12 protein-coding genes and 1 pseudogene are annotated in these 13825 nt (G+C 69.3%); 5 read left to right on the forward strand and 8 right to left on the reverse strand.

All coding sequences use genetic code 11. From position 1 onward, the window contains the following. Window positions 1-1717 (reverse strand): FAD-dependent oxidoreductase (locus ACFWF2_RS31340; RefSeq protein WP_379311100.1); only part of this gene is annotated, 1717 nt, incomplete at its 3' end. Window positions 1718-1917: 200 nt separating this feature from the next. Here ACFWF2_RS31340 and ACFWF2_RS31345 point away from each other — a divergent pair. Then, a complete protein-coding gene (locus ACFWF2_RS31345) occupies window positions 1918-2778 on the forward strand; it encodes an SDR family oxidoreductase (RefSeq protein WP_379311102.1) in 861 nt (286 codons plus the stop codon). Between the two features lie 29 nt (window positions 2779-2807). Beyond that, entirely contained in the window at window positions 2808-3608 is an 801-nt protein-coding gene (locus tag ACFWF2_RS31350; protein ID WP_379311103.1) for an enoyl-CoA hydratase/isomerase family protein, read from the forward strand. 13 nt (window positions 3609-3621) lie between these two features. Here the strand turns inward: ACFWF2_RS31350 and ACFWF2_RS31355 are convergent, their stop codons facing one another. Continuing rightward, complete coding sequence (locus ACFWF2_RS31355) at window positions 3622-4449, reverse strand: TetR/AcrR family transcriptional regulator C-terminal domain-containing protein (RefSeq protein WP_379311104.1); 828 nt, start codon at window positions 4447-4449, stop codon at window positions 3622-3624. A gap of 161 nt (window positions 4450-4610) precedes the next feature. Here ACFWF2_RS31355 and ACFWF2_RS31360 point away from each other — a divergent pair, with 161 nt between their 5' ends. Continuing rightward, entirely contained in the window at window positions 4611-5519 is a 909-nt protein-coding gene (locus ACFWF2_RS31360) for an HpcH/HpaI aldolase/citrate lyase family protein (protein ID WP_379311105.1), read from the forward strand. 25 nt (window positions 5520-5544) lie between these two features. Here the strand turns inward: ACFWF2_RS31360 and ACFWF2_RS31365 are convergent, their stop codons facing one another. From ACFWF2_RS31365 to ACFWF2_RS31390, 6 genes and pseudogenes are all read right to left on the reverse strand, one after another. After that, on the reverse strand, window positions 5545-6774 hold the full coding sequence (locus tag ACFWF2_RS31365) for a CoA transferase (RefSeq protein ID WP_379311106.1): 1230 nt from the start codon (window positions 6772-6774) through the stop codon (window positions 5545-5547). Then, window positions 6771-8321, reverse strand: coding sequence for a class I adenylate-forming enzyme family protein (locus ACFWF2_RS31370; RefSeq protein ID WP_379311112.1), 1551 nt, complete (start codon window positions 8319-8321; stop codon window positions 6771-6773). Before ACFWF2_RS31370 ends, ACFWF2_RS31365 begins: the two co-directional genes overlap by 4 nt. A 162-nt stretch (window positions 8322-8483) precedes the next feature. Continuing rightward, window positions 8484-9506: pseudogene (locus ACFWF2_RS31375) on the reverse strand (AMP-binding protein); the annotation flags it as partial. A 33-nt stretch (window positions 9507-9539) separates the two neighbouring features. Next, window positions 9540-10256 carry a TetR/AcrR family transcriptional regulator C-terminal domain-containing protein gene (locus ACFWF2_RS31380; RefSeq protein WP_379311107.1) on the reverse strand — a complete coding sequence of 239 codons (717 nt, stop codon included), beginning with the start codon at window positions 10254-10256 and terminating at the stop codon, window positions 9540-9542. Beyond that, window positions 10253-11053, reverse strand: a complete 801-nt coding sequence (locus ACFWF2_RS31385) for an enoyl-CoA hydratase/isomerase family protein (RefSeq protein ID WP_379311108.1) — start codon at window positions 11051-11053, stop codon at window positions 10253-10255. The genes ACFWF2_RS31380 and ACFWF2_RS31385 overlap by 4 nt, the downstream gene beginning before the upstream one ends. Continuing rightward, entirely contained in the window at window positions 11050-12303 is a 1254-nt protein-coding gene (locus ACFWF2_RS31390) for a CaiB/BaiF CoA transferase family protein (protein ID WP_379311109.1), read from the reverse strand. Before ACFWF2_RS31390 ends, ACFWF2_RS31385 begins: the two co-directional genes overlap by 4 nt. A 154-nt stretch (window positions 12304-12457) precedes the next feature. Here ACFWF2_RS31390 and ACFWF2_RS31395 point away from each other — a divergent pair, with 154 nt between their 5' ends. Next, on the forward strand, window positions 12458-13369 hold the full coding sequence (locus ACFWF2_RS31395; protein WP_379311110.1) for an LLM class F420-dependent oxidoreductase: 912 nt from the start codon (window positions 12458-12460) through the stop codon (window positions 13367-13369). A 45-nt stretch (window positions 13370-13414) separates the two neighbouring features. Further along, window positions 13415-13807: a pyridoxamine 5'-phosphate oxidase family protein gene (locus ACFWF2_RS31400; protein ID WP_379311111.1), complete on the forward strand. Its 393-nt coding sequence runs from the start codon at window positions 13415-13417 to the stop codon at window positions 13805-13807. Window positions 13808-13825: the final 18 nt, after the last annotated feature.

The raw sequence follows: 13825 nt of genomic DNA on the forward strand, positions 1-13825 counted from the left end.
GCGTACGGCTCGCCGGTGCGGGCGCCGGAGCGGCCGCCGCTGTGGTTGGTGAGCAGGCCGCGGCGAGCAGGGCGGCGCGGGTGGCCAGTTTGACGCGCGGCCTGCCTGCGGCGGCGCCCGCGGCAAGTTCGGCGCGATCGATGGCCGCCCAGCCGTCCCGGTCGATGCGGTCGGGCTGCCTGCGGTCGAGCAGTTCGGTGAGTGCGGCCCGGTCGCCGCTGGGCGACGCCAGGCGCCCCGCGGCGAAGTCGGACAGAATGGCCTCGACCGTCTCCTGCGCGTCGACTCGGTTGGTCCCGATGACGCCCTGCGGACCTCGTTTGATCCAGCCGGTCACATAGACCCGGTCCACCGGTGCGCCGTCCGGTCCGACGACCCGGCCGTGCTCGTTGGGGATCACCCCACGCGTGGGATCGAAGGGCAGACCGGGTTGCGCAGTACCCCGATAGCCGACCGCGCGCAGTACGAGTCCGGCCGTGAGGGTTTCGGTGCGGTCGGTGGGCTCGGCACGGAGGCGCCCGTCCCGCGCGGTGAGTTCGTTGTGGACCAGCTCGACGGACTCGACCTTGCCGTCACCGGCCAGTGCGGTCGGGGAGGCGAGATAGCGGAAGACGATGCGGCGGTGTCCCGGCGTGCCTGCCGACGTCGAGTACTGCTGTGCCACCGAATACTTCAGCCGCAGTGATGGTTCGGCGGCGGGATCGTCGAGCAGGGCGCGGCTCCCGGGGTCGAGGTCGAGGTCGGTCTCCTCGACGACGACGTCGACACCGTCGAGATGGCCCAGCGCGAGGAATTCCGGACCGGTGTAGGCCGCCTGTAGCGGACCGCGCCGCCCGATCAGGACGACCTCGGTGATACCGCTCGCCCGCAGGGCCGTGAGCGCGTGCTCGGCGATATCGGTCCGGCCCTCGAGCAGATCCGGCGGCATCGTCAGGACCCGGGCCACATCCAGGGCGACATTGCCGTTGCCGATGATCACCGCGCGCGGGCCCGACAGGTCGAACGCCCGGTCGGAATAGTCGGGGTGGCCGTTGTACCAGGCGACGAACTCCGTGGCGGAGTGCGAGCCGGGCAGGTCCTCGCCCGGGATGTCCAGGGCGCGGTCACCGGAGGCGCCGACCGCGTACAGCACCGCGTGGTGGTGGGCGAGCAGCTCGTCATGCGAGATATGCACGCCCACTTCGACATTCAAGTGGAGTCCGACGGCTTCGCGGCCGAGGACCGGCTCGAACCGGGTCGTCATCGCCTTGGTGCTCCCATGATCCGGCGCGACGCCGGAACGGAGCAGGCCCCACGGGGTGGGGAGGCGGTCGAAGATCTCGATCTCGGCGGCGCAGCGCCGCAGCAGTTCCTCGGCGGCGTAGCAGGCCGCGGGGCCGGCGCCGACGATGGCCACCCGCAGCGGGCCGAGGTCCTTCGGCAACCGCAGGGGTGCGACGGGGTCGGCCGCGGGCAGCAGCGGATGCCGCCGGAAGTACGCGGCGTTGATGTCGGCGAATCCGGTCAGCACGTCGGGCAGGTCGTCCTCGGCGAAGACGGCGTCCACCGGGCACGCGTCGACGCAGGCGCCGCAGTCGATGCAGGTGTCGGGATCGATGTAGAGCATCTCGGCGGTCGCGAACCCGGGTTCGTCCGGACGTGGCCGGATGCAGTCGACCGGGCAGTCGGCGACGCAACTGGCATCGTTGCAGCAGCGCTGGGTGATGACGTAGGCCATGGTGTTCCGCTCCTCGGGGGCAGGGTGGGGGGTGAGCCGTCGTCGACGGGCGAGAGCGCGGGCCGGAATCGGCCGAAAGATACTGTCAGTATTACAGTAAGAGTTATTGGACGCGAGCTCCGGAGGTGTGTACTGTAATGGCAACAGTATGATTACCCGCCGGCCTGGCCGCCGGGTCGAGCGGATCGGAGACCGGCCGAATGCCCGACGGTGACAGAGCCCTCGCGGGGCGAACGATGATCATGTCCGGCGGTAGCCGGGGCATCGGACTCGAGATCGCCCGGCGGGCGGCCGCGGACGGCGCCAACATCACCCTGATCGCCAAAACCGATCAGCCACACCCGAGTTTGCCCGGCACCATCCACACCGCCGCCGAGGAGCTCGAGCTGGCGGGCGGCTCCGTGCTGAAGGTGATCGGCGATGTCCGCCGAGACGAGGTCGTCGCGGCGGCGGTCGAGCAGACCGCCGAGCGGTTCGGCGGGATCGACATCGTGGTCAACAACGCGTCCGCGATCGACCTGTCACGCACCGAGGACCTGTCGATGAAGGCCTATGACCTGATGCAGGACATCAACTGCCGCGGCAGTTTCCTGCTGGCCAAGACGGCGCTGCCGTACCTGCGGAAATCGGCTGAGGCGAGCCGTAATCCGCACATCCTGACCATGTCGCCACCGCTGAACCTCGAACCACGCTGGGCCGGAGCTCATCTCGGCTACACCATCGCCAAGTACGGCATGTCGCTGGTCACGCTGGGGCTCGCCGAGGAACTGCGCGGCAGCGGCATCCGGGTCAACTCCCTGTGGCCGCGCACGACGATCGCGACCGCGGCGATCCGCAACCGGCCCGGTGGTGCACAGCGCGTGGCCACCTCGCGGATCCCGCAGATCTGCGCCGACGCCGCCTATCTGGTGTTCACCTCGCCGGGCGAGGTCGCGGGCCGGTTCCTCATCGACGAGGACGTGCTGGCGGCGCACGGCGTCACCGACTTCGGCCGATACCGGGCGGTGCCAGGATTGGCTCCGCTCGACACCGACCTGTTTCTGTCATCGCGCACCGGGTGACGCCGGCAGGACGGAAGGACTCGATCCACGTGACCGACATTCTGCGCCGTGAGCGCAACGACCGCGTCGTGACGCTCACGCTCAATCGGCCCAGCCGCAAGAACGCGATCACCCTCGAACTGTGGGACGCGCTGCGCGGTGCGCTGGACGCGATCGCCCACGAACCCGGCGTGGGTGCCGTCGTCTTCACCGGGGCGGGCGGCGCCTTCTGCTCGGGCGCGGACGTCGTCGACAGCGATCCCTATGCCGCGCCGTTCCGGAAGCTGCGGGCGATCACCGATGTCGCCCAATACCTGCACGATCTGCCAATGCCCACCGTCGCGAAGGTGCGCGGGGTCGCGGTCGGCGCGGGCTGGAACCTCGCCCTGGGCTGCGACCTGGTCGTCGCGACACCCGACGCGACGTTCTCTCAGGTGTTCACCCGGCGCGGGCTCTCGATCGACTGCGGGGGCTCGTGGCTGCTGCCCAAGCTCGTCGGCGTTCAGCAGGCCAAGCGGCTCGCGCTGCTCGCGGAAACGATCGACGCGGCCGAAGCACGCGAACTCGGCCTCCTCACCTGGATCAAGCCCGAGGCGGAGATCGACGAGTTCGTCGACGGGATCGCGCAGCGGCTCGCCGCGGGCCCGCCGATCGCGATCTCGCAGACCAAGGCGTTGCTCAACGAGGGTGTGGACCGATCCCTGCGTGAGGCCCTGGCCGGCGAGTCGCGCGCGCAGGCGGTCAATTTCGCCGTCGAGGATCTGCCCGAGGCCTATGCGGCGTTCGCGCAGAAACGGGAGACGGCGTTCACCGGCCGATGGAATGTCCGTCGGCTCGACGAGCTGTCGTAGCGGCCGGCGTCGACTACTCGGCGCCCGCCGCCGCGCGGGTGCGGCGTGGGGCAGCCGCCTTCCGGGCCGTCGCGGTCTTCTTCGCCGCGGTGGCCTTCTTGGCAGGTTTCGCGGGTGTCTTCTTCGCCGGGGCCTTCTTGGCCGGTGTGCTGATCAGGCGAACCGCTCGGTCGAGAATGCAGTCGAGCCCGTATTCGAAATTGTGCTCGTCCGGGGCGCCGCTGTGGTGGCCCCGGGCACCGGCTTCGGCCAGCAGCGGCGTGCTTTCCGGTGAGATCTGCAGGTGTTCGTAGTACGCACCCGGCTCGTCTCCGGATTCCTTGTTCTTGTCGTACAGCCGCTGCAGAACCACCGAGCCTCGCGTGTGTAGCTGCACCGCGGAATAGGTGTCCACGGCGTCATCGATCGACATCCCCGCGTCGACCAGACTGGCGACGACTTTCTCGGTCATCACGGCTCCGACCTGTGCCGCGCGAGGACTCAGTGCTCCGCGGATGAGGATCAGATCGCACAGGATCGGGTTGCTCAGGAAGGTCTTGCGCATGGTGCGCGCGTGGTTGCGCAGGGTGTCCTGCCAGTCATCGGTTTCGATGAACGGCGCGGCATTCTCGTACTGCTGCAACGCCCGGTCGGTCATCGCGTTGAGCAGTTCGTCCTTCTTGCGGAAGTACCAGTAGATGCTGGTGACGCCGACGCCGAGGTGCTTGCCGAGCAGCGGCATGCTCAGGTTGTCCAGCGAGACCTCCTCGGCGAGCTCGAAAGCGCGGTCGAGAATGTCATCGGGGTTCAGTGAACCCCGCTCACGCCGGGGGCGCTTGTCCGTGGTTTCTCGTTTCGTCATCTGTGGCCACCTCTGTGGAGTCTTTGGTCCGGGTTCTATATCGGTGCGCGGCTTTTGTTATTTACCACAGTAACCATTACCGATGGGATTTCCGCTGCTCGGCGCGCGGGCGAGCAGACGCGGCGGTGATCGACCGAAATGAATACAGTATCATTAACGGGATGATATTCAGTGACGTGCCGGACGCGGGTGCCGACCTCGGTAGGAGATCGTGGTTGTTCGCTCCCGCCGACAGCGAGCGGAAGATGACGAAAGCCGCCGAGAGCTCGGCCGATATCGTGATCCTCGACCTCGAGGACGCGGTGGCGCAGAATCGCAAAGCCCACGCTCGCGCCCTGTGCGCGGAATTCCTGGCCGGCCGCCCCGCCGCGGACCAACAGCGATTGTGGGTCCGGGTGAACCCGTTCGACGGCCCGCACACACTGGCGGACCTGGCGGCGGTGATGCCCGCCCGGCCCGGCGGCATCATGCTGCCCAAAGCCCGGGGCGGCCAGGATCTTCGGACGCTGGACAACTATCTGTCCGCACTGGAAGTCGCCGGCGGAACACCGCCCGGACGTACCGCGGTCATCGCGCTGGCCCCGGAGACCGCCGAATCGGTCCACACCATGGGGACCTATCGGGGTGCGCCCCGGCTGGCGGCGGTGACCTGGGGTGTCGCCGACCTCGCGGCCGAGATCGGCGCCGAGGCGGTGAGCGGCGCCGACGGACGGTTCGGCCCCGTCCTCGAAACGGCGCGCAGCCTGTGCCTGTTCGGCGCCGCTGCCGCCGGTGCGGTCGCCGTCGACACCATCCACGCCGACTATCGCGACTCCGCTGGGCTGCGGGCACGCTGTATCCGCGCCCGGCAGGACGGTTTCGGGGGCATGCTGGCGATCCATCCGGACCAGGTCGGGATCATCAACGACGTGTTCTCGCCGACCGAGGACGAACTGGCCGCCGCCCAGGAGATCGTGGATCTGTTCGCCGCCGACCCGGCGGCAGGCGCGATCGGCCACCGCGGTGCCCTGCTCGACCGGCCGCACCTCACCCGGGCCCAGGCGCTGCTCGCGAGGCAGCGCCGGAGCTGACCGGGCGACCGGCGACGCAGGCGGATCAGGTGTCGGCCGCCAGGACCGCTGCCTTCTGCAAGTCCGTGATGGACGGGGTCGAGAGTCCGATCAGGTCGCGCAGGACGGCGGTGGTGTGCTGGCCGAGTGACGGCGCGGTCTGTGCGGGCGTGTGGGTGCCGTTGATCGAGGCCGGAGCGCCGGGAGCGAGATAGGTGCCGATGCCCGGCTGATCCAGGGGCGAGAACAGGGGATTCGCGGTGACTTTCGGGTCGGCGGCGACTTCACCGAAGGTCCGGTAGCGCTCCCACAGCAGGGATGTTCCCGCCAGCCCCGCAGCGATCTGCGCGCCTGTGCGGGCCCGGAACCATGGTGTGAAGAGACCGGTGAGTACCTCGCGATGGCGATAGCGATCCCCTTCGTCGGCGAAGTTCGCCGCCAGCGCGACGGCGAGCGCGTCGACGACGTGGCCGGTCCCGGTGAGCTCGGTGAGATCCCGGAAGTGCCGGGCGGTCAGTGCCACCACCATGAAGGTCGCGCCGTCGGTTCCGGTGAAATGCCCGCCGAACTGGCCGTAGACGGCATTGCCGAGCCGGGGGCGGGTGCGCTCGCACACCATGGCCTCGGTGAGGAACCCGAGGTTGCCCGCGGTGGCCAGCGCGACGTCCTCCAGTGGCAGCGAGATCCGGCTGCCCTCCCCGGTGGCGTCGCGGTGCCGGACCGCGGCGGTGATCGCGAGCGCCGCGTACAGGCCGCAGAGCAGGTCCCACACGGGCACAACGTGATTGACCGGTTCGGCGTGGTCGGCCGGTCCGGTGACGAGTGGGAAGCCGGTGGCCGCGTTCACGGTGTAGTCGACGGCGGTCGACCCGTCCGCGCGGCCGAGGATTTCGAGATGGATCAGATCGGGCCGCAGGGCGGCCAGGGCGGCATGGCTGTGCCAATCTCGGCCGGACACATTGGTCAGCAGGATTCCGCCCGCGGGGCCACCGGCCGTGATCAGCCGGCTGACCAGTTGCTGTCCCGCCGGGGACCGGAGATCAGCGGTGACCGAGCGTTTGCCCTTGTTCAGGCCTGTCCAGTAGATGCTGGCGCCGTCATCGGTCAACGGCCACCGGTGGACATCGGCCGCACCGCCGAGCGGGTCGACCCGGATGACCTCGGCGCCGAGCTGACTCAACGTCATCCCGGCCAGCGGTGCGGCCACGAAGCTGGAGATCTCGACGACCCGGACCCCGGCCAGGGGCTGTGTCGCGGACTGCTGATCCTCGGTCACCGACCAGCTCCTTCCGGCTGGGGGGACTGCAGCAGGGTGCGCAGACCGCGGATGTCGACTTTGCCGGTCGCGCCGCGCGGGATCCGCTCGGGCGAATCCGTCAGCACCCACACCGTGGGTATCTTGAAGGCGCTCAACGACTCCCGGACCTGTGCGCGTAGTCCGTCCGGCGTGGCCGAGCTGTCGCAGACCACGAGCGCGCCGACACGTGCGCCGTGCTCGCCCGCGACATCGGTCACGCACGCATCGATGACGCCGTCGACACCGCGCAGAGCCCGCTCGACCTCGCTGGGATACACCGTCGCGCCGCTGACCTTGAACATGTCGTCGGCACGTCCGTGATAGAAGAGGAAGCCCTGGTCGTCGACACGGCCGAGGTCGCCGGTGCGGTAGAAGCCGTCCGGTGTCATGAATTCGGCGCGCTCGCGCAGGCACATCCCGCGCAGCAGGTGAGGTCCGCGGAGTTCGATGACACCCACGTCGCCTGCGGGCACCGCGGATCCGGTGTCCTGGTCGGTGATCCGGAGCTGCGTCCCGGCGAACGGCTGCCCGCAGCTGCCCCAGGCCGACGCGGGCATATCGGTATGCGCGGGATACCCGCTGTACGGGCCGAACGATTCGGTCATGCCGAACAGGTTGGCGCGTGCACCGGGTCTGGGCCGTAGATCGGTGGGCAGCAACGCGTCCAGGCTGCCCGGCAGCAGCGTCGTGACGGCGACACCGTCGGTCGCGGCCACCCGGGCAAGGGCCTCGGCCTGCTCGGGCCAGCCCCGGAACAGCGTCACCCGTTCCCTGCGCAACAGCTCGAGGGTGGACTGCGGGTGGGGGACGGCTTCGGTGACGAGCGTGGCACCCGCGAGCAGTGTCGAGAGCACTCCGCCGCCGAGGCCGCCGACCCAGAAGAACGGCATCGGCAGGTAGAGGCGGGTGCTCGCGTCGATGGCGCGGGCGGACAAGCCGGCCCGGACAGCGCCGAAAGCACTGCCGTGGGAGTGCAGGACTCCCTTGGGCATGCCCCGGCTTCCCGACGTGAACAGAACGGCGAAGGTGTCGGCAGCCGACACGGATTCGGCCAGGGCTGTTGCGATCCGGACCGCTCGGCAGGTCGGCTTCGCGGTCAGGAGCCGATCCGCGGTCCAGATCTGCCTGAGCGCCGGGAGCGACGAATCGGGTGCGACCGTGCCGTCCGGGTGAGCCGGTGGGAGATCCGCGAGATAGTTCCGGCCGCGGAACTCCGGCACCGTCACCACGATCCGGACCGCGGCGACCCGCAGCTGGGCACGCAACTCCGGGGGACGCAGCAGTGTGCTCAACGGGACCAGGGTCGCGCCGATCCTGGTGAGCGCCATAGCGATCCGGACCCAGTCGATGCCGTTGGGCAGCAGCAGGCCCACCCGGGTTCCCTTGCCGACACCGGAACCGACGAGCACGGCGGCGAGTTCGCTTGTCGCCGAGTCGAGCTCGCCGTAGGTGAGCCGGCCACCGGGTTCGATCACCGCCGGAACATCGCCGAACCTCTCGGCCCGATCGCGGACGAGCCGGTCCATGGTCGTGGCCGGATGCTCGCCCGGGTGCGCCCGCGGCGACGGCTCGATACCGCGACCCACCGGGTGGATCACGCCGTCGTCGTCGCGATGGACGAGTTCGCCCGTGTGGAACCACTGATCGGGATCGAAGCACTCCTCACGGCTTCGCCGATGGTAGTTCTGCATGACGAATGGTCCGCGGAAACAGAACTCGCCGACCACTCCCGGATCGACCTCGGCGCCGGTATCGGGGTTGAGGACCGCTGTATCGAAGCCCGGCATCGGCATTCCGCCGGCCCGGCGCTCGTCCCCGTGCCACAGAACCGAACCGCCCGCTTCGATCGAGCCCGGCCCCTCGGGGCAACCGGCGGGGACCTGCGTGGGAGCGGTGAGGTCACGGCGTTGCAGCGTCGCGCCGGCGAGCACGGCGGGCAGCAACCCGGACAGGATTCCGGCGGGGGAGGGGAGCGGGTGATCTGTACGCAGCACGAACTTCGCGGCCAGCCCACTCGTCCGGTTGCGTACGCGATGACCGCCGAGCAGCGAGCCGTGGGTATGCACGGCACCGGTGAGCGAGTCACCGGTCGAGGGCAGATAAAGCAGGCACAGCGGATCCGCGGCATGGACATCGTCTTCGATCGCGGCCAGCTGTTCGTCGTCGACGGCGTCGGCCCATCGGTGGACGTCCGGGGCGTACCGTGCCGGTGTCGTGCTGTCGGTGACCACGTGGCGCAACTGTGGTGCCGCCGTGCAATACCACCTCCCCTCGGCATCGAATTCCGCACCGCGCAAGGCCTCCGACACCACCCTGGCCGCACTGGGCAGGTGATCTTCCCGCGCCCGCAGGAGGATCCGGACATCACTGTGGGCCAGCAGATTCCGGATCTCGACGGGGCCGGCAGAGGCGGGCAGCGGGACGGCGACGGCTCCGATGCGCGCGGCGGCGAGCAGCGCGACAACGAATTCCGCCCCGTCGGGGTACAGCAGCCCGATGTGCACGCCCTTGCCTGCGCCGAGTCCGGCGAGACCGCGGGCGAGCAGCGCCGAACGATGCTCCGCGGCACCGAAGGTCAGCTGCTCGTCTCCCCGATCGAGCAGCGGGCGGTCCGGGAACGCTCGCGCGTGCGCGAGCAGCGCTCCGCCCAGGGTCGTGGGTTCTGCGCCGGGTCCGCGCCGTGTCGGCTCCACCTCGGTACCGCCTTCCATTCAGGTTCTCCAGTCACGCATGGCCATCCGCGGCTAGGGGCTGCTTCGCATCGCGATCGCCTGCTGGGCGCGGTCGAGCACCGAAGCCAGACCCCACTCGAAGTTGCGGTCGTCGGGTGCGCCGGAGCGGCGCCCTTCCGCCATGGCCGCGGCGAGCAGCGGTGTCGTCTCGGGCTCGATCCGGATCACGTCGTAGTACGCGGCGGCTTCGCTGCCCAGCTCCTGGTTCTTGTCGTGCAGGCGCTGGAGCACCACCGATCCCTGGACGTGCAGGTTGACCGCCGAATAGACGGTGAACGCGTCGTCGAGCGACAACCCGGCGCTGACCAGGTTCGCCACGGTCCGCTCCACCTGTTCGGCGCCGAGGCGCGCCGCGTGCTGGCTCAGCGCCGAGCGAATCAGGACCAGGTCGCACAGGATCGGGTTGTCGAGGAAGGTGCGGCGCATGATCCGCGCGTGCCGAGCCAGCGAATCCCGCCAATTGTGCGGCTCGACCGAGGGAAAGGGCACCGCGTAGAGGTAGCGGCGCAGCGCGCGGTCGGTCATCGCGTTGAGCAGATCGTCCTTCTTGCGGAAATACCAGTAGATGCTGGTCACCCCGACGTCGAGGTGTTTGCCAAGCAGCGGCATGCTCAGGCCGTCGACGGTGACCTGCTCGGCCAGTTCGAACGCGCCGTCGATGATGTCCTCCGGATTGAGGGAGCCACGTTCGCGCCTCCGTCGCGGTGTGCTTCCCTGACGGCCGCTCACGCGGTGACTTCCGGGGCGCGGGTGTAGCGCGGTTCGCGCTTTTCCGCGTAGGCGGCGAATGCCTCGAGCACGTCCGGTCCCGCGAGATTGGCGCTCGCGGCCGACGCTTCGGCGTCGAGGGCTTCCAGGAGGGTGCGACCGGTACCCGTGTTGAGCAGGTCCTTGGTCTGCCGGAGCGCCAACGGTGGACCGGCGGCGAGGCGCTGGGCCAGCTCGGTCGCGACGCCGTCGATCGTGTCGCCGGTGTGCAGCCAGGTCACCAAGCCCAGTTCGAGGGCTTGCGTTCCGTCGATCGTCTCCGCCAGCAAGGCGAGGCGTTTGGCCTGCTGGAGGCCGACGAGTCGCGGCAGCAGCCAGGAACCACCACAGTCCAGCGACAGCGCCCGGCGGGCAAAGATCTGGCAGAATCTCGTCTCCGGCGTCGCGATCACGAGGTCGCAGGCCAGCGCGAGGTTCCAGCCCGCGCCGACGGCGACACCGCGAACCTTGGCCAGGGTCGGCACCGGTAGTTCGTGCAGCAGGCGCACGGTGTCGTTGATGGTCGCGAGTTCCGCGCGGGGATCGGGGAATTCGTCCATGCCCTCGGCATCGGCGATATCGGCACCGGCACAGAATGTTTCGCCCGCACCGGTGAGGACTACGGTGCGGACCGTCTCGTCTCCGGCGATGTCGCTCAGCGCTGCCCGCAGCGCGTGCCACAGCGGGAAGCTGATCGCGTTCTTGCGGTGCGGGCGGTTCAGCGTCAGGGTGCGCACCCCGTCGGTCTGGTCGATGAGCAAGGTGGGTTCTGCGGTCACTGGATCGTCCTTTCGTCGTTGTTCCCGGCGGGCCCGATCGCGCCCCGGCTGCGGAACTCCTCGACCTCGTCCGGCGTGAAACCCGCTCTCGCCAGGACGGTTTCGGTGTGCTCACCCAGTGCCGGTACCGCGCCCATCGGCGGCTCGAAGCCGGTGATGACCGGTGGTGGCAGCAGCGCGGTGACCGGACCCGCCGGGGTCGGGACGTCGCGCCAGCGCCGCCGTGCCGCCAGCTGCGGATGCGTGAGCACCTCGCCGGGCGTCCGGAACCGGGAATTGCCGATACCGGCCGCGTCCGCCTGCTCCTGCACGGCGTCGGCCTCGTGGCGGCCGCACCAGCGGGCGATCTCCCGGTCGAGCTCGTCGCGCAGCCGCACCCGGTCGGCATTGGTGGCGTACCGGGGGTCGGCCGCGAGGTCCGGCCGGTCGATCAGGTCGCGGGACAGGCGCTGCCACTCCCGGTCGTTGGTGGTACCGAGGACGACCGTCGCACCGTCGGCGGTGCGGTACGCGCCGTACGGGGCGACCGCGGGCGAACTCATGCCCAACGGCTGCTGGTCGACCCCGGTATGGCGGGTGTAGGTGAGGTGGTAGCCCATCAGCTCGGCCGCGGTGTCGAACAGGCTCACCGACGCGCTGGCGGGCACAACGGATCGACCGTTGGGGGTGCGCTTGGCGCAGATGAGCGCCAGGATCGTCAGCGCGGCGTACAGGCCGGAACTCACATCGGCGATGGGTGGTCCGGGCTTCGCCGGCGCGTCCGCTGTACCGGTGACCGCGCAGGTGCCCGACTCGGCCTGGATGAGCAGGTCGTATGCCCGTTTGTGCGACAGCGGGCCGCCCGCGCCGTAGCCGTCGATCTCCATCACCACGAGCTCAGGGAACTCCGCCGTCAGCTGCTCGGCCGACAACCCGAGGGCGGCCGCCGCGCCCGGTGCGAGGTTGGACACGAAGACATCGGCGGTCCCGAGGATCCGCCGCAGGATCGCGCGGCCGTCGCGATCCTTGAGATCCAGCGCGACGGACTCCTTGCCCCGATTCGCCCACACGAAATGCGCGGCGAGGCCGTGGACGACATCGTCGTAGTGCCGGGCGAAGTCGCCGCCGGCCGGATTCTCGATCTTGATCACGTGGGCGCCGAAGTCGGCGAGGACGCGCGTACACATCGGCGCGGACACCGCCTGCTCCAGCGCGACCACGGTGAGCCCGGACAGCGGTCCTTCCGGTCCTGCCTCGGCGGAAATCTGCACAGCTGACCTCGTTTGCGTCGTCGGGCCGGTGACATCGGCCGCGAAGGTGTCTACTGTAATATATACAGTAGAAGAAACTGCACGGGCTACTGTCGTCTGGTGGCCGTGCGGCGTCACGGCGGCGCGAGGATCGGTGAGGCAGAGGTTGTCAGTGATGAAGTACGTTCTGGAGTACCCCGGTGAGCGTCCCGGCGCCTCGGAGGAATTTCTGCATCCCTCGGTGATCCGCGATCTCACGATCGCGGCCGAGGAGTGCGGATTCGCCGCGGTGGCGCTGAGCGAGCACCCCGCGCCGTCGCTGAAATGGCGGCACAACGGTGGGCACAACACGCTGGACCCGATCGCGGCGCTGAGCTACATCGCCGGCGTGACCTCGCGGATCCGGCTGCTCACCAACCTGTACGTGCTCCCTTTCCGCAACCCGTATCTCGCGGCGAAGGCGCTGGGAAGTCTGGACATCGTCTCCGGCGGCCGGCTCATCGCCGGTGTCGGAGCCGGATACCTGCGCGCGGAGTTCGCCGCGCTCGGCATCGATCACACCCGGCGGGGTCGCCTGCTCGACGAGTCGCTCGAGGCGATGTGCCGGATCTGGTCCGACCCCGGATCTCCGGTCACGGGAGAAGGTTTCGGCGCGCCAGGGTCGGTGTGGTTACAGCGTCCGGTTCAGCGGCCCCATCCACCACTGTGGATCGGGGGCAACGGGGCCGCCGCCCGGCGCAGGGTCATCCGGCACGGTTCCGGGTGGATGCCCATCATCGCGGATCGAGGGATGGCCGCGGCGATGCGCACGACAGCGATCGAGAATGCCGAGGACTTCAGCGAAGGCGTCGACGGCTTGCGTCGCGAACTGGCCGCCGCCGGACGTGATCCGGACTCCGTCGACATCCAGATCGTCTGCCCGGTGATCGATTTCGCCGACCGCTCCTCGGTACGGACCGCGATCGACGTACTGGAGGACCTCGGGAAGCGAGGCGCCACCTGGGCCGTCGTGCACGCCGACAGTACGAGTCCCGATGCCGCGGCCCGGTCGATCCGGGCGTTCGCGGACTCGGTGATCGCGCGGTAGACGCGACATGGAAATCGTCACAGCGAACCGAAGATGGAGTGTGTCATGACCGCACAGGTGCCCGCCGAGCTCGCGGACCTGCTCCGGCGGCCGATCGTCGGTGTTCTCGGAACGGTCGCGCCACACGGTGCTCCGGATCTGTCGCCGATGCGGTTCAAGTGGGACGGTGCGCATCTGCGGATGAGCCATACCATTCCGCGTCGCAAATTCACCAGCCTGCAAGCGAATCCGAACTATTCGTTCCTGATCACGGATCCGGATGCGCCGTCGCGATGCCTGGAAACCCGGGGGTGGCTGGTCACGGTGCTCGGGGACGAGAAGGGCGAGTTCTACCAGGAGCTGAACGAACTCTACGGTGACGCCGGAGGCGGACTGCCCGACGACGTCTACGACCGTGTCGTGCTGATTCTCGACGTCACCAGGTTCATGGCCAAGTGAGGACGCCCGCCCCAGCAC

This window comes from Nocardia sp. NPDC060259 (genome assembly GCF_042728775.1).
In the GTDB taxonomy this organism is placed as follows: Bacteria; Actinomycetota; Actinomycetes; order Mycobacteriales; family Mycobacteriaceae; genus Nocardia.